The sequence below is a fragment of the Nocardiopsis alkaliphila YIM 80379 genome (genome assembly GCF_000341005.1).
Lineage (GTDB): Bacteria > Actinomycetota > Actinomycetes > Streptosporangiales > Streptosporangiaceae > Nocardiopsis > Nocardiopsis alkaliphila.
In genome coordinates this window covers 40,716-59,135 of sequence record NZ_ANBD01000029.1, presented here as the reverse complement: position 1 = coordinate 59,135, position 18,420 = coordinate 40,716, and the positions used below count along the sequence as shown (strand labels likewise).

Below are 18,420 nucleotides of genomic sequence, written 5' to 3'. Positions count from 1 at the left end.
GCGGCTCCGAGGCGGATCATCGCCTTGGGGCCGCCGTTCGTTCGCGTCCCATGGTGCGACTCACAGTGGGAACGAGGCGCCGGTCATCTCCTCGGACAGCTCCCACAACCGTCGGGCGGCGGCGGTGTCCTGAGCCGCGGCGCTTCGCCGCACCAGGCCGGGGGCGCCTCTCATGAACAGCCCCGTGGGACCGGCGTAGGCGGCTCCCGGCACGTCCTGGGTGGCGGCGTAGATCGTGGGCAACGCACCGGCGAAGGCACTCTGCGCGACGAGCCTGGTCAGCACCCCCATGAACCGGTCCTCCCACACCTTCTCGGTGCGACCTTGGAGGTTGGTGGCGGCGTAGCCGGGGTGCGAGGCCACGGCCAGGACCGGGGAGCCCGCTTCCTCCAACCGGCGCTGCAACTCCAAGGTGAACAGCAGGTTGGCGAGTTTGGACTGGTTGTACGCCCGGTAGGGGGTGTAGCCCCGTTCGAGGTTCACGTCGTCGAAGTGAATCCCGGTGGCCCCCGCGTGCAACCCGGAGGAGACGGTGACGACCCGGCCGGTGACGTGTTCCAGGAGCAGGTTGGTGAGAGCGAAGTGACCGAGGTGGTTGACGCCGAACTGGGTCTCGAAGCCGTCCTTGGTTCGGGACCTCGGGATGGCCATGAGCCCGGCGTTGTTGATCAAGAGTTCGAGGTCGCCCTTCCATCCTCGCGCGAACTCGCGGATCGAGGCCAGGTCGGCCAGATCGAGACGACGAACCTCGGTCTCGCCCGGGACCTCCCGGACGGCTTCCTCGCCCTTGGCGGTGTCGCGTACGGCCAGGACCACGCGGGCTCCACGCCCGGCCAGGATCTTGGCGGCCTCCAAGCCCAGGCCACTGTTGGCTCCGGTGATGACGACGGCGCGACCGCTCAAGTCGGGTAGGTGGATGCTTTTCTCGGTCATTTTCTCAACGTAGGGGCCCGGCCGGAAGGGTGCAATGACAACGATGCCGGCGCCGCCGACATCCCCTTGTGCCGCTGAACGCGGTCCACCGCCGCCCCTACCATCACCAAGACCCACGCGCCGCCCCGCCGACCATCCTCCTCGATCCCATCACCCATGGGCGACGGGAGGGGGATCATCGAAGGCGACCCCATCGCCTTCACGCTCGCCTCCACCCTGCACGGCTTCGCGTCCCTGAGCGCGGACAAGGCGGTCACGGACGTGGAGAAGGGCCTGCCCGAGGTCGTCCGCCACCTCCTCGTCGGCCTCGCCCCCCCGCTGACCGGCACCATCTCCGAGCGGGCTCGGATCATCCGAGTGCTCGGGGTCGTGGCAGGGCGAACCACTCCCACAGATCAGGGGATCGTCATTCCTCCTTCCAGCGCCCCCTGCCACCACGCTCAGGCACTGCTGAGCGAGAGCTTCACCGCGAATCCCAGGAAGAGGGCGCCCGTCACCGAGGTGGCCCCGGCCGTGAGCCGTCGGCTCGGTCCGAAGACCGCCGCCAGCCGGGTCCCGCCGAAGATCACCGCGGTCAGGTACAGGAAGGTGACGAGCTGCATCAGCAGGCCCAGGACCAGGAAGGACAGCGCGGGATGGGCGTAGGCGGGATCGACGAACTGTACGAAGAAGGAGATCAGGAAGAGGATCACCTTCGGGTTGAACAGGGAGACCAGGAGGGCTCGGCGATAGGGGCGCTCTCCCACGGCACCACCACCCGAAGCGTCGGCGGCGCGCTGTTCCTGCGCCCGTCGATGCCGAGCGCTCCACATGGCGTACGCGGAACGCAGCATCCCGATCGCCATCCAGATGAGGTAGGCGGCACCCGCGTACTTGACGATCGCGAAGATCAGGGGGTTGGTCCTCAACAAGGTGGCGGCTCCGGCGGCGGCCAGCACCATGAGCACCGCGTCGCCGGTGAAGACCCCTGCGGCCGCCGTGTACCCGGCTCGAGTTCCCCCACGTGCCGCGACGGAGAGCACGTACAGCGAGTTGGGCCCCGGTAGGAGCACGATCAGGATGAGTCCTGCCAGGTAGGTGGGCAGGTCGGTGATGCCGAGCATGAACGGAGTGTTTCATCCGAGGTTCGAAAGCACCCGCTCGGTCTCCGCGAACCCGAAGGGCGCCCGGCGGAACCCACACCCCACCGGACGCCCTCCATCGTGGGCGTGCCCGTACACGCCCACCCGGGCTTCTTCCCTGCCCGTCCTCGCCGACCGGTCCGTTTCGGCCCCGATCGGACCACCAAGGGGAGGACCCTTCCCTGAACCCGCCCCCTCGGAGTGGCGATGGTACGCACTCCCGTACCCAAGGACTCGACATCCACCTTCTTTGGCCGTATGCGGCCAACGGGTATCAACTCAGCGGCCGCGTCCCCTACGCCGACCACCGCGTCCGTTCGGGCGGCGCGGTCGGCTTCCTCGAACTCGCGACCCACCTCCACGGTCCCGAAAACGAGGGTTCCCGTGGCCGCCCCTGACCAGACCCGAACCCACCGGACCGATTATTTCCCCTGCTCCGCGGATACGAGAGGGGCAAGGCCTCCCACAGGAGGCTTTCCTCATACGACGGTCGTCGCCACACCGGCGGCGGAGAGGTGGGAAGGAAGATGACCGGCAACAGAGGAGTGGTCTACCAAGGGGCCGGGCGGGTCTCGGTCGAGGACATCGCCTACCCGGAGTTCGAACTCAAGGACGGCCCCGGCGTGAACCCGGACAACGTGGGACGCCAGGTCCGGCACGGGGCGATCCTGAAGGTCGTCGCCACCAACATCTGTGGCAGTGACCAGCACATGGTCCGCGGTCGCACCACGGCGCCCGAAGGCCTGGTGCTGGGGCACGAGATCACCGGCGAAGTGGTCGAGACCGGCCCCGACGTGGAGTTCGTCAAGGTCGGCGACCTGGTCTCGGTCCCGTTCAACATCTCCTGTGGGCGCTGCGTCAACTGCAAGACGCGGCGTACCGAGATCTGTCTGAACGTCAATCCCGACCGCCCGGGTTCGGCCTACGGCTACGTGGACATGGGCGGCTGGGTCGGTGGACAGGCACAGTACGCGCTGGTGCCCTACGCGGACTGGAACCTGCTGAAGTTCCCCGATCGCGATCAGGCCATGGACAAGATATTGGACCTGACCATGCTTTCGGACATCCTGCCCACCGGTTACCACGGTTGTGTGACCGCCGGGGTGACCGTGGGTTCAACGGTGTACGTAGCGGGTGCGGGGCCCGTCGGCCTGGCGGCGGCGGCCTCGGCTCAGCTCCTGGGCGCGGCGGTGGTGATCGTCGGCGACTCCAAGAAGGAGCGACTGGCCCAGGCGCGCGAATTCGGCTGCGAGACCATCGACATCTCCGAGGGCACCCCCGGCGAACTGGTCGAACGGATCCTGGGTTCCCCGGTGGTGGACAGCGCGGTGGACGCGGTGGGCTTCGAAGCGCACGGCAGCGGGAAGAAGGCCGGCCAGGAGGCCCCCGCGAGTGTCCTGAACGACGCCATGGACGTCACCAAGGCGGGCGGTTCCATCGGTATCCCCGGCCTGTACGTGACGGGTGACCCGGGAGCGGCGGACGAGGCCGCCAAGGAGGGTTCCTTGTCGATCCGCTTCGGATTGGGCTGGTCGAAGTCGCACGCGTTCTTCACCGGACAGTGCCCGGTGATGAAGTACCACCGTGAACTGATGAGGGCGATCCTCAACGACCGCATCCAGATCGCGAAGGCGGTCAACGCGGTGGCGATCCCGCTGGAGGAGGCCCCGGAAGGGTACCAGTCCTTCGACAAGGGCGCGGCGAGCAAGTACGTGCTCGACCCGAACGGTTACCTCGGCACCGGCTGAGCCCGAGCGCTACTCCAAGAGCCGGGACACGTACAGGATGGCACCCGCGGCCAGAGCGGCCAGAGCCATCGAGGCGACCAGGGAGGCGAGCCCGAGGACGACGCCTTCGAGGTCCACCCAGGAGGCCAGGAAGTTCTGGGCCGGGGTCCTGGTGGCCACGAAGACGAGCATGAAGGCGACGAAAGCGATGACCGGGGCGACCTTGTTCACCCGGACATCCTAGGGGGCGCCCTGAACGACCCTTCGCCGGGTCGACCGGGGCGACGGTCGATAAGGGGAGGAGCCATGCGAGCGGCAGTAGGAGACCGCCTGCGCACCCACGGGGTCAGCAGTTCCAAGGGAGAGCGGGAGGCGGAGGTCATCGAGGTCCGTGGCGCCCACGACGGGCCGCCCTACCTGGTGAGGTTCGCCGACGGCGAGGAGCGCATGATCTATCCGGGCCCGGACACCGTGGTCCACCCACGAGAATCGAAGGACTGAGCACGGCGGGGACCCAGGCCTGCGGACCACCGGATCGTCATGGTCGGCGAACATGACGACCCCGGCGGCCCGCCGGCCTCGGACCTACTTCAAGCGCACGTCGAGGCGGGTGTGCGAGTTGACCACGATCGTGGGCGAGCGCGGCACCTCACCCACGACCGACAGTTCGGGCCAGCGGGCGAAGATCCGTTCCAGGGCGATCCCCGCCTCCAGTCGGGCCAGCGGCGCACCGATGCAAAAGTGCGCACCATATCCGAAACCGGTGTGGGCCGCGTCGCCGCGCCGCACGTCGAACTCACCCGCCGTGGGACCGTAACGCTCGGGGTCTCGGCCCATGGAGATGTAGGAGACGAACACCGGGTCGCCCTTGGCGATCCTCACCCCTGCGGCGTCCGGGTGGATCTGGGCCCCGTCCACGTCCTCGGTGGCGAATCGGGTGAAGAAGTTCGCGGTGGGCGAGTCCCAACGCATGGTCTCCTCCACCGCGTTCTCCCAGGGCACCTCGCCCGACAGCAGGAGCCCTAGTTGTTCGGGGCGTGCGCTGAGCGCGCGCACGGCGTTGAGCAACAGGTGGGTGGTGGTCTCATGGCCGGCCGCCAGAACCACGTACAGGGCCACGACCAGGTCCTCACGGGGGAGGCGGTCTTCTTCCGGCAACGCCAGCATGGCACTGACCAGGTCATCGCCGGGCTCTCGTTCGATTCTCGCCACGTGGGCGTCGAGCCAAGAGTGCAGACTCAGTTCGGCGTTGCGGCCATCGCTGAGGGTGTCGTCGAACAGGGCGTTGTACAGCCGGCCCAGTTCGGCGTGGTCGGCCTCGTCCACACCGAGCAGGTAACCGATCACGCCCATCGGCAGGGGCCAGGCGAACAGCGAGCGGAAGTCGACCACGCCGTCCTCGGAGGCCCGCGCCGCCTTCTCCAAGTCTTCGAGGAGCCGCTCCACGAGGGAGGTGACCAGCGGGGTCAGCGCCTCGACCCGGCGGGCGGTCAGCGCCTGGGCCAAGGGGCGGCGCAGCTTCCGGTGCTCGGGGCCATCGGCGTTCACGACCGAGTTCCCGGAAGGGGCCGCGATGCTGAGCAGCGGCCAGTCCTGCGGGATCTCCCCCTCGTGGAGCGCCCGCCAATACTTGGGACTCTTGGCGAAACGGGCGTTGTCCTTGAGGATGTTGCGGCCCGCCTCGTCACCGACCACGCCCCACATCACCACGCCACCGGGCAACTCGACCGGAACGAGGGGGCCGTGTCCACGCATCTTCGTGGCGTCTTCGTGCAGGTCGGGGCTGAGGGGATCGAGTTGGTGGACCGGTCTGGACAGGTTCAGAGCCACAGGGAGTCTCCAAGGGGATCAGCGGAAACGACGGGTGGGGTGAAGCGGACCGGCAGCGATTCCAGGGCCCGGATCAGGACCTGGGGCTGCCAACGCAACTGGTCGGCGGGGACGGCCAGATGCAGATCGGGGAGGTGGGTGAGAAGGGTCTCCAGGGCGGTGACCGTGATGATCTCGGCCAGGGTACGGGCCGCGTGCGGACAACCGTGGGGACCGTGCGAGAACGACAGGTAGGCGCGGCTGTGGTGTCGCTGGCGGACCTGGCCGGGGGGACGGAACAGCGGATCCTGGTGGGTGGCGGCCAGACCCAACATGACCAGGTCACCGCTTTGGATGGTCGTGCCGGCCAGCTGGGTCGTACGAGTCGCCCAACGTCCCGCGAAGATCTGGGTGGGGCTGTCGTCCTTGAGGACCTCACGTGCGGCGTCGGTCACCGAACGACGGCCACGGGTGAGTGCGTTGGCGTGCGTCTGGTCGGTCAGCATCAGCCTGATGGTGTTGCCGATCCAGTTGGCGCACGTCTGGTGGCCGGCGATGATGGAGACGTAGATGTCGGCACTGAGCTGCTGCCGGGTCAGACCGAGCCCACTGTGCGCCAGGTGGGAGGCGATGTGGGGCCCGGGTTCACGTAGGGCCTGCTCGGCCAACTCGTCGCAGACGGCCTGCACCTTGACCATCCCCTCGTTGGGGTCGCCGCCCACCGCTCCCATGAGCTGGAGGAACCCGGTGACCAGGTCGTCGTGGTACTTCTCCGGGGCGCCCACGGCCCACCCCAAAGCCAGAACCGGCAACCGTTGCGCGTAGGCGAGGATCAACTCGGCCTCGCCCTCTTGCGCGAACTCCTCGATCAGCCGGCGCGAGGCCCTACGGCAGAACTCCTCGAACTCCCACTGATCGATGCGGGCGAAGCCGTCACCGAGCACACCCGAACGACGCCGGTGCTCCTCGCCTTCGGTGTAGAGCATCGACTCCGTGGCGAAGCCGCCTCCGACCAGTGGCCACATCGGCCACTGGGGCGGTACCCGATCTCCCAGATTCCATCGCCGGAAGGACCGGGCGAACAGCTCCGAATCGGAGGTCACCTGGAGCAGCTCCGAATAGCCGATCACCAGCCAGGCGGGTACGTCCCAGGCCATCAGGACGGGCACCACCGGGCCGTGACGGCGACGCATCTTCGCGAACAGGCCGGGCGAGTCCCGCTGGTAGTGCTCGTCGAGCAGACTGATCGCGTCCCGATGCGTATCCGGGATGGGGATGTCGAGCTCGGGGTGTCCGGCCTCGGTGTTCATCTCACTCATCAGCCCCCTCCTGTTCCAACAGGTTCTGACGGTGCTGGACCAGAGCGGCCAAGGCTTCGCGCACCTGTGCGGGATCACGGGCATCGCACCGCAGCAGCGGCGTTCCAGGATCGACGTCCAGGCTGGCGCGGATCTCCTCCAGGCTCCACCGCTCCGCCTCGTCACCGAAGGGGTTGTGGGCGACGAGATAGGGCAGTTTCGCCCGTTCGACCCGGTCCAAGGCGGCGAAGGAACCCTCCGCGTCACGGGTGTCGACGAGCACGATGGCGCCCACCGCCCCCTGGCAGAGCCGTTCCCACAAGGCGTGGAAGCGTTCCTGGCCCGGTGCCCCGAACAGGTAGAGGACGATCTGTTCGTCGATGCTGATCCGACCGAAGTCGAAGGCGACCGTGGTCGTGGTCTTGTCCGGCCTCAGTTCCAGACCCTCGTCGACACCGGCCCCCGCCTGGGTCATCTCGGCCTCGGTGGTCAGCGGGGTGATCTCGCTGATCGCACCCACCAACGTGGTCTTGCCGACTCCGAAACCCCCGGTGACGAGGATCTTCATGGGGATCGTCGCGGACGCCGCCAGGGGTTGGTAGACCCGGTCTTGGTGGGACATGGGTTCACCAGAGGGGGGATCAAAGTGCGAGGTTGATGAGCCCAACACGCAGTTTCTCCAAGAGTTGACGGTCGTCGGCCGGGGAAGAGAAGGCGGACGGATCGGCGGACCGACGCGTGGGCCTGCCCACCGAACGCAGACTCACGTGGCCCTGGTCGATGAGGTCGGCCAGCAGGATCGTGACCGCACCCAGCGGAATCGTCAGGCACGCGCTGATTTCGGCGGGGGTGATCGGTCGCTCGCAAAGCCTCACGATGTCGGCTTGTTCCAGGGTCAGCCCCGTGGTGTCGGAGCGTTCGGTGACCACCAGCGTGAAGGGGTCCAGCCGCAGTGAGGTTCCACTACGCCCACCGACGATCATGTAGAGACCATCGGGCACGTCGGGATCTATCACGAGGTTCCGACCTCACCGCCGTGACGGCTCGGCGTGGCGAGCTGTTCGGGCAATCGTTCCACCAGGCGTCCCATCTCGGTGGCGACCACACCCAGGTCCGCGGAGGGGAGGGAGAGGTCGGCCAGGACCGCGAGCGCCGAGCCCGACCCCGCTCCCATCACCAGCAGGTGGTGCGGGTCGAGGTCGACGGTGACGGTCCGCACCGGCTCATCGACGCCGAAGACGGCGTTGACCTGGCCACCGGTGGCGAGCAGGCCGCACGCGGAGGCGGCGAGTCCGTCGGCCTCGTCTCGGCCCAGGGTGCTGTCGGCCGAACGGACCAGACCGTCCGTGGACAGCAGGAGCACGTGGCGCACACCGGGCACCTCGCGCAGCTTGTCCATGAGCCAGGTCAGGTTGTTCTGCATCAGGAGTCCTCACGATTCTCGGCAGGAGGGACCGGCGTGGGCCGGGTGTATGCGTGCCACTGGGCGATACGGCGACCGGCGGCGGCCGGGTCTCGGGGGGCTTCGACTGTTCTGGGTTTGGTGTCCTCGTCGGGCAGGGTGGCCCCCCGGCGTCGGCGTGGCAGCTGCCGTGGACGTTCGTCGGCCTCTTCCCGGGGCGTGGGAGCGGACCGCTCCACCACGGAGAGCCGGGTGGGCGTGGGGGCCACGGGAGTGGGCACCGTGGGTGCCTGGGGTGCCGGCTCGGGTATCACCGCGGGCGCGGGTACCGAAGGGATCGATCCCGACCCGGGCAGGGACGCCGAATGGGCCAGGGCTTCCTCGTCGGTGCGCAGGATCCCATTGCGGGGAATCCACACGGTGGCCCGGGTCCCACCTCGCGGGGAGGGGCCGAGGTCGACCCGGATGTTCAACGGGTCGGCGGCCCGGCGGACCACGAGCAGGCCCAGCTGGTTCGCGGACAGTTCGGTGATGTCCGGTGGGCGGCTCGGGTCCAAACGGCGGCGCATGTCGGCCAACTGTTCCTCGGTCATGGCCAGACCGCTGTCGTCGATGTGGACGCCCAAGCGCATCGCGGTGTTCTCGTAGTGCACCACGACGGCTTCGGAGGGAGCGGAGAAGGAGGTGGCGTTGTCGATCAGTTCGGCCAGGACCTGGATGATCGAGTTGACCGCGCGGCCCTCGACCACCATCGGTGTGGCCGGAGGGTGCATCTGTACCCGGGCGAACTCGGGCACGCTGCCGATCGCCGCGCGCACCAGGCGTTCGATTCGCAACGGTCGTGTCCAGTTGCGCCCGATCCGGTCCGCTTCGGCCACGGTCAGCAGGCGTTGGATGAGCATCTCCAGGCGAGAGAGCCCGGCTTCCATGGCCATGAAGTCCTCACGCATCCGGTCGTTGGTCCCGGTGCCGTCGAGCGACTTCCAGTAGGGCTGACTGCGTTCTTGGACCTCGGCGCGCAGTTGGGCGACGCCGGCGCGAGCACGGTCGGCGCAGCCCTTGACCACGCTGAGCAACCGTCGCCGCTGCTGGTGACCGCGCCAAAGGGAGCGGGTCACCGATTCGGTGAGGGGACGAGTGGCCGGATCGGGTTCACCGAGTTCCGACATGATGGTGTCGGTGGAGGCACCTTCGCGCACTCGCCTCATCACCAGGGGGAGGACCTCCTCGGTGATCGCCCTGGCGGACCGGTCGCGTTCGGCCAGGGCCGCGCGCAACCTGTCGACCTGGGCTTGGGCGCGTGCGGTCTCGGCGCGGGCCTCATCGAGGAGTCTGGCGTGGTGCCGTGCCGCACTGGTGGCGTGCCTTCGGCTCTGCGTCAACCGGAAGATCAGATAGGCCGTGGCCGCGAGGAGGGCGACGGTGCTCGCGGCGAGGACCCACGACCAGATCTGCCCGGTGACGGGCTCCACCGGGGGCACGGTGGCTGTCAACAGCATGTGTCGGTCGATTCACGTCGAAAGCGGGCTGGGAAGGGACGTCAAGGACCCAAGGCGGGGGATTGGAGTGGCTCGGAAGGAGAGGACGTCAGCGGGGCCGATGGGCGAGCGGCGTGAGGAGGCCTTCGGGGAGTGGCTCCGTGGTGGAAGGGGTCGCTGGAAACATGCGGTATCACTCCGACCACCGACCGTGGTTCCGTGTCGGCATGGTGCTCAAAAGGTAGGAATGGCACGAGCGTCCACCGACAAACCAGGACCGATGGCGCGTACGGTTGGTCATTGTGCCATCAGAAAAGGCGCTCTGCGGGCATCGTCGGCGGCCCGAGCGGGGATCGACTCGTGCCCCTTCGGCACGGTCCGGCGTTCCCACTGATCACAGCGGCCCCACCCTTCTCCGGAGGGTGACCCAAATCCCTGAAATTTCTTTGCGGAAGTCCTCCGAACCCTGCACCAAAGCGCCCTTTTCGCTCTGGCCGCTACGGCTTGCTCGCCCGCAGGGAGTACATCAACGGGATCGCCGGACGCCCCTTCGGGAAGCGGTAGTACCCGTCGTCTCCCCGCTCGAAGGAGTCGAAGCGGGGAAAGAGCGACACGTCGTGTTCGTGTAGGAACTCCAGCCGCAACCCCTCCGCGGCCAGAGCCGACACCACGTCACCGATGGGGTGCTGCCAATCCACGGTCCGGTTGTTCCGGGTCAGGGCCTTGTGGTCCGCGTAAGTACCAGCGGCTTCGTACACGTGGGGATCGCGCGCGAAGTAGTCGTGCACCACCTTCGTGCCGGTCTCGTCGTCGAGAACGTCCGTCAACGGGTGGAACTCCGCCAGGTAGAGGAATCCACCGGGGGCCACAAGCGAGGCGGCCACCCGAGCCCACTCCCGAATGTCGGGCAGCCAGCACAACGCGCCCACCCCCGTGTAGACGATGTCGTAGGACCCCTCGGGCACTGCCTCGACGGCGTCGTACACGTCGGCCCGCACGAAACCCGCCCGTGCTTCAGGGATACCGATCTGGGCGGCGATCCCACGTGCGGCCTCCACCGCCGGACCGGAGAAGTCCAGACCCACCACCCGAGCGGCTCCGTGCCGAGCCCATGACAGAGTGTCCAATCCGATGTGACATTGCAGGTGTAGCAGCGACTTCCCGGTGACGTCACCGACCTCGACCAACTCGAAATCCCGCAACGCCTCCTGACCGGCCATGAAGCCGTCCAGATCGTAGAAGTCGCTCGCGACGTGGAGGGGGACGCGTTCGTCCCAGTGGGCACGGTTGGTATCACGCCAGTCCGGGGGTACCACGGGGATCGATGCGTCCATGGCTCGAAAGCCTAACGGCCGACCGGTAGCGAGCGCCGGCGATTTCCCAGCGCACGCCTTCCTGTACACGCGATCCGGAGCTTTGTAGGTTGAGGTCCCGAACACCTACTCCACGGTCGAGGTGGCCCCATGTCCCGAACGACGTGTTGTGTGATCGGCGGTGGCCCCGCCGGAATCGTCCTGGGCCTGCTGCTCGCCCGGTGCGGTGTGGAGGTCACCGTGCTGGAGAAGCACGGTGACTTCCTGCGGGACTTTCGGGGCGACACCGTGCATCCCTCGACGTTGGAGTTGTTGGACGACCTCGGACTGGCCGAACGGTTCGCGAGGCTGCCCCAGCGTCGCGTGGATCGGGTCCGGTTGCCCGTAGGCCCCGACGGGCGTTTGGTGACCTTGGCGGACTTCGGTCGGATGCGCAGCGCCTACAACTACATCGCGATGGTCCCCCAGTGGGACCTTCTCGACCTTCTGGCGGGCTCTGCTTCCCAGGAGCCCGGTTTCACCCTGCGGATGAACACCGAGGCGACCTCCTTCATCGAGGAAGGAGGCCGGATCAACGGGGTCCGGTACCGCACTCGCGAGGGGGAGACCGGTGAGGTTCGGGCGTTGATCACGGTGGCCTGCGACGGTCGCGATTCCCTGGCGCGTGGGCTGACCCGGTTGGGGTCGCGGGACTTCTCCGCTCCGATGGACGTGCAGTGGTTCCGACTGCCCCGTGACTCCGAGGACCCCTCGGGCGGAGTGGCACGAATGGGCGAGGGCAGGTTCAACATCCTGATCGACCGGGGGGAGTACTACCAGGCGGCGGCGATCATCCCCAAGGGCGCCGACGCACGGAACCGGGCTCAGCCCCTGAAGGAGTTCAACGAAGGGTTGGTCCGGCAGTTTCCGTGGTTCGAGGGGCGCCGATTGGTGGCCGGTTGGGATGACGTGAAACTGCTGGACGTGCGGGTCGATCGGTTGAAGCGGTGGCACACACCCGGGTTGCTCTGCATCGGCGACGCCGCGCACGCGATGTCGCCGGTGGGAGGGATCGGTATCAACCTGGCCGTGCAGGACGCGGTGGCCACCGCCCGATGTCTGGAGGGGCCGTTGCGGCGTGGGAGGGTGACACGGGCCGACGTGGCCGCCGTGCAGCGGCGCCGCCTGCCCGTCACGGCGCTGATCCAGGATCTGCAACGTGTGGCGCACCGCCGGGCGATCCTGCCCGCGTTGGAGGGGCGTGTCGACCTGGGACGCCAGAGCCCGCCATTGCCGTTGCGGATGGCCGAACGGGTGCCGTGGATCAGGGGGATTCCGCCCTACCTACTGGCCTATGGGGCTTTGCGGGAGAAGCCCCCGAAGACCGCTCTTCGCTGATCGGCACATCCCCCTTCCCCGGCCCTGCGCTGGTCATCGAGGAGGCTCTGGGGTCGTCGCAGCGCGGCGTGTGACGAGACGATGAGACCTGCCGCCGCGCTGTCACGAACACGGAGTCGGTGAGCCGCGGAGAACGCTTGGACGGCCGCCCCGTAGTCACCATCGACGAAGTGCGTCTTGCCCAGGTGCCGCCACATCACGGCTCCACGCGCGGTCCCGCCGCATTGGTCGAGGAGGTGCTCGTACTCCTGCACGGCCCGAGTGGTCCGCCCCAGGTCGCGGCGGACGTCGGCCGGCGAGGCTCGGTGGCGAAGGGTCGGTCCGGTTCTTACGAGGTTCAGAGCGAGGGGTTCGGCTTCCTCGGGCCTGCCGCTCCAGCGCGCTTCCAGAACGTGCAACGCGGGGTCATCGGCCAACGCCCCCACGGAATCCTTCCACGTTCTCGATGACCGGAAGAAACGTCAGGGCGTCGATGCGCCGGCCCGGACCACCCGGAACGCGAGTCTGCTCCGTTTCGCTCGACCCTCCTGCGGGAGATGAAGCCGTAGGCCGCAGGTTGTCTCCGGCAGGGCGGTAGCCGATTCGACCGCCGCCCATGAGGCCGAATCAGCCGCGCACCTGGAGGTGGGCGCGGATCGAGCATGGAGCGGGCTTGCCGAGGACAGGTAAGGAAGATCTAACTTCGAGGTAAGGTCCAAGCTTTTCCACCCGTCCTCGCTCACTTTCTTCCCCTTTTTTCGGATAGACCAGAAAGCGATCTGTTAAGAGTCTTTCCAGTTCGGAGTGCGCGCGCTTCCCGAAAGGGCACAAGACCAGTCGTCCGAGCACGTCAGGCGGCCTTACTCCAGGACCTCCCCAGAGGCGTCACCACCGCACGAGGACGGCCTTGACGGTCGATCAGACGCTGTTTACGGTCGTCGCACCGGATGACCAGAAGCAATCGGTACGACCAAGAATCTCTGGGACAACGGTGTCCGTCCGGCACAGGAGGCACCCGAGCCCGCTTGTGCGTTCCACCCGACCGGACTGGAACGGTCCGGCCATCCCCCGCTACGGCCCCGTGGTGCAGACCCCGGGAACCGTGAGCCGAACGAAGGGCATGCCCCCCTTGAAGAAACACCTCCTCAGCTCCTCCGCCGCGATCGCCGGAGCCACCGCGTTGATCTTCGCCCTGATGCCCGCGGGCACCGCCAGCGCGCACGGCTACGTCTCCGACCCGCCCAGCCGCCAGGCCCAGTGCGCCGCCGGCGTCGTCGACTGCGGACCGATCCGCTACGAGCCGCAGAGCGTCGAGGGCCCCCAAGGCCTGATGCAGTGTTCCGGTGGCAACGAGATCTTCGCCGAACTCGATGACGACGACTACGGCTGGGACGTCACCCCCGTCGGCACCACCGCCACCTTCGAGTGGATCATCACCGCCAACCACGCCACCGCCGATTGGGAATACTTCATCGACGGGCAGCTCATCGACAGCTTCGATGGGGGCGGTGCCCAGCCGCCGTCCCGTCTCTCCCACCAGGTCGACCTGTCCGGTTACAGCGGTGAGCACACCGTGCTGGCCCGCTGGACCGTGGCCGACACCACCAACGCCTTCTACGCCTGCGTCGACGTGAACATCGGTGGCGGCGACGGTGGACCGGTCGACCCGCCGCCCACCGAGGAGCCCACCGACCCGCCCACGGAGGAGCCCACCGACCCCACCGGGGAGTGTGTCGCCGACTACCGGATCAGCAGCCAGTGGGGCGGCGGATTCTCGGGCAACGTGACCGTGACGGCCCAAGAGGACATCAACGGTTGGACGGTCTCGTGGGACTCCGGCGGTGGAACCGTCGCCCAGGCGTGGAACGCGATCGTGTCCGAGAACGATGGCCGGGTCACCGCGACCAACGTCGGGTACAACGGCACGCTGTCGGCCGGACAGTCGACCTCGTTCGGCTTCACCGGTGCCAACCCGCCCTCCGGTACGCCCGAGGTCGAGTGCGCCGCCTCCTGAACAGAGGTCTTCCGTGAGAGCCCTTGACCCTTGAGGGCTTGGGGCGGGGCCGATGCGGCCCCGCCCACTTCCCCGTTCAGGGTGTGGGCCAAGAGAACGCGATGTGGGTGTGCCGCTTGGTGATCACCCGATCGGCGTTCAACCGGTCGATGGGGGTGGAGACCGGATACACCTGGATCCGCGGCCCCGGGCCGCCACGCCGATCCCGGTCCCATTCACGAATCCGCCGCGCTACCTGCTCCGCGAACGCCCCCGCCATGGGACCCAGGCCATGGACCCCGTACTCGACCCAGGTGCCAGTGCGCCGAGTGACCAGGTAGGCGAAGTCACCGCCCTCGACGGCGGCCATGGAGAAGCGGTGGCTGTTCGGAGCGACCAACCCCGTGTCCAACGCCGGATCGACCCTCATGACACAAAAACCCGGCAGGGTGGTGGCCAGGTACAGCTGCAGGCCGTCGATCGGCTCCTGAGGAGCGACCCTCACCCCCGTCCACAGTTCCACCCTGGGAGTACGTAGGGCGTGGTCCAGCAAGCGCGGATCGGTGGGTGCCTCGTCATCGAAGACCAGAACGATCTCGCCGGTGTCGCTGAGCCGGAGCGGGGTCTGTTGATGATCGTCCTCGCCCCGCATGGACACGAACCCGCAGACCAGCGCCGACGTCGACTCCAGCACCTCTCCGCTCCTGACGAAGGCGATCGACCGAGTCAGGTCGCGCACCCGCAACGGCACCACCAGTCGGCCGCCCTCGACCAATTGAGCGACCCATGCGGGCGGGATGTCCCAAGCCCCGGCCGTGACGATGATGGCGTCGTAGGGAGCACCTTCCTCGACCCCATGAGCGGCGTCGGCGGTGACCACCCGCACCCGCTCGTAACCGTTGGCGTCCAGTAGTGTCCGGGCTCGATCCGTGATGTCGGGGTCGATGTCCACGGTGGTGACCTCGCCCTGGGGTCCGATCACCTCGGCGATCAGAGCCGCGTTGTAACCACCCGAACCGACCTCCAGAACATGGTCTCCAGGCCCAAGGTCCGCCTGAGCGAGCATCATCGCCTGGATCTGCGGCGCGGAGACCGAGCTGACGACGACCTGCTCCTCGTCGCGTTTGGTCATGACCGGGCTGAAGGGGTCGTACGCCTGTGGCAGATCGGCCTCGGGAATGAAGAGGTGGCGCGGCACCATGCGCAGCGCCCGCTCGACCCGTGGGGAAAGGAACTCCGCTCCCACCACGCCGGGCCGGCGTAGGACCTCCACCATCCGATTCCGCCACTGTTCGGGGGTCGGGTCCGCTGTCACCGGGCGGCTCCCAGGGTCGAGTACTCGGTCCCTTCAGTCTTCCCCGGTCCACCCGGTCACACGCGTACGGCCCCACCGTGGGCACGGAACCGATGGACGTTGAGGCTCGGGTTCCGGCCGGACTTCGGCTCACTCGATGAGCCCACGCCCGACCACCACACCCTAGACTGCGCAGGCTCGACACTCCCCTGGGAAAGCGTGGTCGGATGAAGCGTGTGTTCGCGGCGATGGTGCCATTGCCGGCCCTGCTGTCCGCAGCCGTCTCCTGTGCTCCACTCCAGGACTCAGCTGAACTGAAGGTTTCAGTGAGCGCCCTTCCTCAATCCCCACTCGACCGACGGCAGGACCATGGACTCGTCTGGTCCGGCGAGGAGGTCCTGGTCTGGGGAGGACACGGTTCGAACCAGCACGAACCCTTCCCCGACGGTGCCGCCTACTCTCCCACGACCGGTTCCTGGCGTCTCCTCGCCGAGAACGACCTGAAGCCCCGAACGCGTCACAGCACCGTCATGGTCGGAGAACGGATGCTGGTCTGGGGAGGGTTCACCTCGACTCACTCCGGCGACCCCGACGGGCACCTGGCCCGGGACGGGGCTCTCTACGACCCCGAACAGGATTCCTGGGAACCGATCGCACAAGCGCCGCAGGGCAGGTCCTCGGCGCGCGGGGTGGTCGCCGGAGAACACGTGGTCTTCGCGGGTGGACACAGCGAGCGGAGGCAGAACGATTTCCTCGTGTACTCGGTGGAAGAGGACACCTGGCGCACCATCCCCATCGAAAGCGCGGACGAGGCGTTGACCGTGTACGACCTGACGTTCGCGAACGGGATGGTGGTGGCCGTCGGGGGTTCCCCCACCGGTGTGTTTCTGACGTCGTTCAGCGTGGACGCCGGCTCCACCTCGTTCCAGGAAGCACCCGAACTCGTGAAGACCGATCCGGAGAACGTCTTCGTCGGCCTGGCGACCTCTCCCGGTGGCAAGGTTCTCCTCGCGTTGCGAGACCAGGAAGGCGCGAGCCTGTACGAGCTCGGTCCGAACGGACACTCGAACCTGGTGGCCGAAACGGACCATGCCGCCTTCCGCCCTCCCGTCTGGGCGACCACCCACCCCTTGCTCGCGGGAGACATGGGCACCGTGGGCGGCTTGGGCCTACTGGCCACCGGCCCCGGAGAGTTCAGTCTCTGGAACCCCGAGACCGAGCAGATCCAACGCTTTCAACGCCAGGAGTTGTCCGACTACTGCGGCCCTTCGGTCCCCATCGCCGATGACACGGTGATCGGTTGGGGCGGTCTGGGGTGCTCGACCACGGGCGTTCGCGTGTACCTCGAAACCTGACCCTCGCCGGCATCGCGAACGAGGGCCCGAAACGACTCCGGCCCGGTCGTGTGACCGAGCCTGGGAGCAAGAGAGCCGACGAGGGGACTTGAACCCCTAACCTATCGCTTACAAGGCGATTGCTCTGCCAATTGAGCTACGTCGGCCGACCATCGGGACCCACGGTCCCGACGTCCACCCGAATGGTACCGGGTTCGGAGCGAAGTGGCCTACTCGAAGCCGAACAAGCGACTCCGAGCCACTCCTACGCCTCGGCCCCGCGGCGGCGGGCGACCTCGTACAGGGAGACTCCGGCGGCCACCGAGGCGTTCAGGGACTCCGCCCCACTGATCGGGATGCTCGCGACCACGTCGCAGGTCTCCCGCACCAGGCGGGACAACCCCTTGCCCTCGGCGCCCACCACGATCACCAACGGCCCGGTGGCCAATTCCAGCTCGGGAAGTCGCGTGTCACCACCGGCGTCCAGCCCGGCCACGAACAGCCCGGCCTTCTTGTAGGTCTCCAGCGCACGTGTGAGGTTGGTGGCCTGGGCGACCGGCAGCTTGGCCAGGGTGCCGGCGGAGGTCTTCCACGAAGCCATCGTCACCCCGGCGGCACGACGCTCTGGGATGAGCAGGCCGTGGGCTCCGAAGGCCGCGGTGGAGCGGGCGATGGCGCCCAGGTTGTGCGGGTCGGTCACCCCGTCCAAGGCCACGATCAGCGGAGTGGTGCCGGAGTCCAGCGCCTTGTCCAGCAGCCCCTCGGCCGCCCAGTACTGGTACGGGCGGACCTGGAGCACGATGCCCTGGTGGGTGGCACCGGGCAGGCCGTTGCTCTCACATCGACGGTCCAGTTCGGAACGGGTCACCTCGACCACGTCCACGCCCTGGGCACCGGCCATCTTGGCGGCCTCGTTGACGCGCTCATCCGGGTCGAGGCTGTTGGCCAGGAACAGACGGGTGGCGGGCATTCCGGCGCGCAGCGCCTCCACCACCGGGTTACGACCGATCAGCAGGTCGGAGTTGTCGGGCCGATCGGGAGAACGCTCCTTACGAGGAGTGTCCGAACCCGTGGTCGGACCGCCGGCCTGGGCACGCTTGCCGGCCTTGTGCCGCTGTTTGCCCTCGTACCAGTGCCGCTGTTCCTTGGGCAAGGTGCCGCTCTTGCCTTCGAGGGACCGACGTCCCTTGCCTCCGCTGCCCTTGGTCGGGCCCTTCTTGTTCTTCTTCGCCGGCATGGTCGCCGCCTCCTGATACGTGTCGCGAACATGCCGGAAGAACACTTCCGGCCACTGGAAAATCCGTCTCACCAGGGATCGACGGCAAACTCACAGCCTAATGGTGACACGCCACCACACGCGTC

At 67.7% G+C, this 18,420-nt stretch carries 18 protein-coding genes, 1 tRNA gene and 1 pseudogene; 6 read left to right on the top strand and 14 right to left on the bottom strand.

Going from position 1 to position 18,420, the window contains the following annotated elements:
• Window positions 1-60: 60 nt before the first annotated feature.
• Together D472_RS0103890 and leuE are read right to left on the bottom strand one after the other, a co-directional pair.
• On the bottom strand, window positions 61-933 hold the full coding sequence (locus D472_RS0103890; RefSeq protein ID WP_017603191.1) for an oxidoreductase: 873 nt from the start codon (window positions 931-933) through the stop codon (window positions 61-63).
• 440 nt (window positions 934-1,373) lie between these two features.
• Complete coding sequence (gene leuE, locus D472_RS0103880) at window positions 1,374-2,036, bottom strand: leucine efflux protein LeuE (protein WP_017603189.1); 663 nt, start codon at window positions 2,034-2,036, stop codon at window positions 1,374-1,376.
• A 545-nt stretch (window positions 2,037-2,581) separates the two neighbouring features.
• Here leuE and fdhA point away from each other — a divergent pair.
• Window positions 2,582-3,802, top strand: a complete 1,221-nt coding sequence (fdhA, locus tag D472_RS0103875; protein ID WP_017603188.1) for a formaldehyde dehydrogenase, glutathione-independent — start codon at window positions 2,582-2,584, stop codon at window positions 3,800-3,802.
• Between the two features lie 9 nt (window positions 3,803-3,811).
• Here fdhA and D472_RS0103870 read toward each other — a convergent pair whose 3' ends face one another.
• Window positions 3,812-4,012 (bottom strand): hypothetical protein, encoded by a 201-nt coding sequence (locus D472_RS0103870; RefSeq protein WP_017603187.1) that lies wholly within the window; start codon window positions 4,010-4,012, stop codon window positions 3,812-3,814.
• A gap of 75 nt (window positions 4,013-4,087) precedes the next feature.
• On the opposite strand from D472_RS0103870, the gene D472_RS0103865 reads away from it, so the two are divergent.
• Window positions 4,088-4,282 (top strand): DUF1918 domain-containing protein, encoded by a 195-nt coding sequence (locus tag D472_RS0103865; RefSeq protein WP_017603186.1) that lies wholly within the window; start codon window positions 4,088-4,090, stop codon window positions 4,280-4,282.
• Window positions 4,283-4,366: 84 nt separating this feature from the next.
• On the opposite strand, the gene D472_RS0103860 is transcribed toward D472_RS0103865, so the two are convergent.
• The 7 genes from D472_RS0103860 to D472_RS0103830 form a co-directional block, all read right to left on the bottom strand.
• The gene (locus tag D472_RS0103860) at window positions 4,367-5,611 is read right to left on the bottom strand and encodes a cytochrome P450 (RefSeq protein ID WP_017603185.1); all 1,245 of its coding nucleotides are present in this window, start codon (window positions 5,609-5,611) and stop codon (window positions 4,367-4,369) included.
• Window positions 5,602-6,909: a cytochrome P450 family protein gene (locus D472_RS0103855; protein ID WP_017603184.1), complete on the bottom strand. Its 1,308-nt coding sequence runs from the start codon at window positions 6,907-6,909 to the stop codon at window positions 5,602-5,604. The genes D472_RS0103860 and D472_RS0103855 overlap by 10 nt, the downstream gene beginning before the upstream one ends.
• Window positions 6,902-7,510, bottom strand: a complete 609-nt coding sequence (locus D472_RS0103850) for a GTP-binding protein (RefSeq protein WP_017603183.1) — start codon at window positions 7,508-7,510, stop codon at window positions 6,902-6,904. The genes D472_RS0103855 and D472_RS0103850 overlap by 8 nt, the downstream gene beginning before the upstream one ends.
• Window positions 7,511-7,529: 19 nt before the next feature.
• Window positions 7,530-7,904, bottom strand: a complete 375-nt coding sequence (locus D472_RS0103845) for a DUF742 domain-containing protein (protein WP_026117358.1) — start codon at window positions 7,902-7,904, stop codon at window positions 7,530-7,532.
• On the bottom strand, window positions 7,901-8,311 hold the full coding sequence (locus D472_RS0103840; RefSeq protein ID WP_017603181.1) for a roadblock/LC7 domain-containing protein: 411 nt from the start codon (window positions 8,309-8,311) through the stop codon (window positions 7,901-7,903). Before D472_RS0103840 ends, D472_RS0103845 begins: the two co-directional genes overlap by 4 nt.
• The gene (locus D472_RS0103835; protein WP_017603180.1) at window positions 8,311-9,789 is read right to left on the bottom strand and encodes a sensor histidine kinase; all 1,479 of its coding nucleotides are present in this window, start codon (window positions 9,787-9,789) and stop codon (window positions 8,311-8,313) included. Before D472_RS0103835 ends, D472_RS0103840 begins: the two co-directional genes overlap by 1 nt.
• Before the next feature lie 476 nt (window positions 9,790-10,265).
• Window positions 10,266-11,102, bottom strand: coding sequence for a class I SAM-dependent methyltransferase (locus tag D472_RS0103830; RefSeq protein WP_017603179.1), 837 nt, complete (start codon window positions 11,100-11,102; stop codon window positions 10,266-10,268).
• A gap of 129 nt (window positions 11,103-11,231) precedes the next feature.
• Between D472_RS0103830 and D472_RS0103825 the strand changes: the two genes are divergently transcribed.
• Window positions 11,232-12,458, top strand: a complete 1,227-nt coding sequence (locus D472_RS0103825; RefSeq protein ID WP_026117357.1) for an FAD-dependent oxidoreductase — start codon at window positions 11,232-11,234, stop codon at window positions 12,456-12,458.
• Here the strand turns inward: D472_RS0103825 and D472_RS0103820 are convergent.
• Window positions 12,413-12,874 carry a hypothetical protein gene (locus D472_RS0103820; protein WP_193373424.1) on the bottom strand — a complete coding sequence of 154 codons (462 nt, stop codon included), beginning with the start codon at window positions 12,872-12,874 and terminating at the stop codon, window positions 12,413-12,415. The genes D472_RS0103825 and D472_RS0103820 overlap by 46 nt on opposite strands.
• A 683-nt stretch (window positions 12,875-13,557) precedes the next feature.
• Between D472_RS0103820 and D472_RS28815 the strand changes: the two are divergent.
• Window positions 13,558-14,079 (top strand): annotated as a pseudogene (locus D472_RS28815) (lytic polysaccharide monooxygenase auxiliary activity family 9 protein); the annotation flags it as partial.
• A complete protein-coding gene (locus D472_RS28980; protein WP_239642905.1) occupies window positions 14,068-14,451 on the top strand; it encodes a cellulose binding domain-containing protein in 384 nt (127 codons plus the stop codon). The pseudogene D472_RS28815 and the gene D472_RS28980, both read left to right, overlap by 12 nt.
• A 76-nt stretch (window positions 14,452-14,527) precedes the next feature.
• Here D472_RS28980 and fxlM read toward each other — a convergent pair whose 3' ends face one another.
• The gene (gene fxlM / locus D472_RS0103810) at window positions 14,528-15,745 is read right to left on the bottom strand and encodes a methyltransferase, FxLD system (RefSeq protein WP_026117355.1); all 1,218 of its coding nucleotides are present in this window, start codon (window positions 15,743-15,745) and stop codon (window positions 14,528-14,530) included.
• Between the two features lie 206 nt (window positions 15,746-15,951).
• Here fxlM and D472_RS0103805 point away from each other — a divergent pair, with 206 nt between their 5' ends.
• The gene (locus D472_RS0103805) at window positions 15,952-17,079 is read left to right on the top strand and encodes a Kelch repeat-containing protein (RefSeq protein WP_017603174.1); all 1,128 of its coding nucleotides are present in this window, start codon (window positions 15,952-15,954) and stop codon (window positions 17,077-17,079) included.
• Window positions 17,080-17,152: 73 nt separating this feature from the next.
• Here the strand turns inward: D472_RS0103805 and D472_RS0103800 are convergent.
• Window positions 17,153-17,225: transfer RNA gene (locus D472_RS0103800), tRNA-Thr, on the bottom strand.
• 98 nt (window positions 17,226-17,323) lie between these two features.
• Window positions 17,324-18,295 (bottom strand): 23S rRNA (guanosine(2251)-2'-O)-methyltransferase RlmB, encoded by a 972-nt coding sequence (gene rlmB, locus D472_RS0103795; RefSeq protein ID WP_017603173.1) that lies wholly within the window; start codon window positions 18,293-18,295, stop codon window positions 17,324-17,326.
• Window positions 18,296-18,420: the final 125 nt, after the last annotated feature.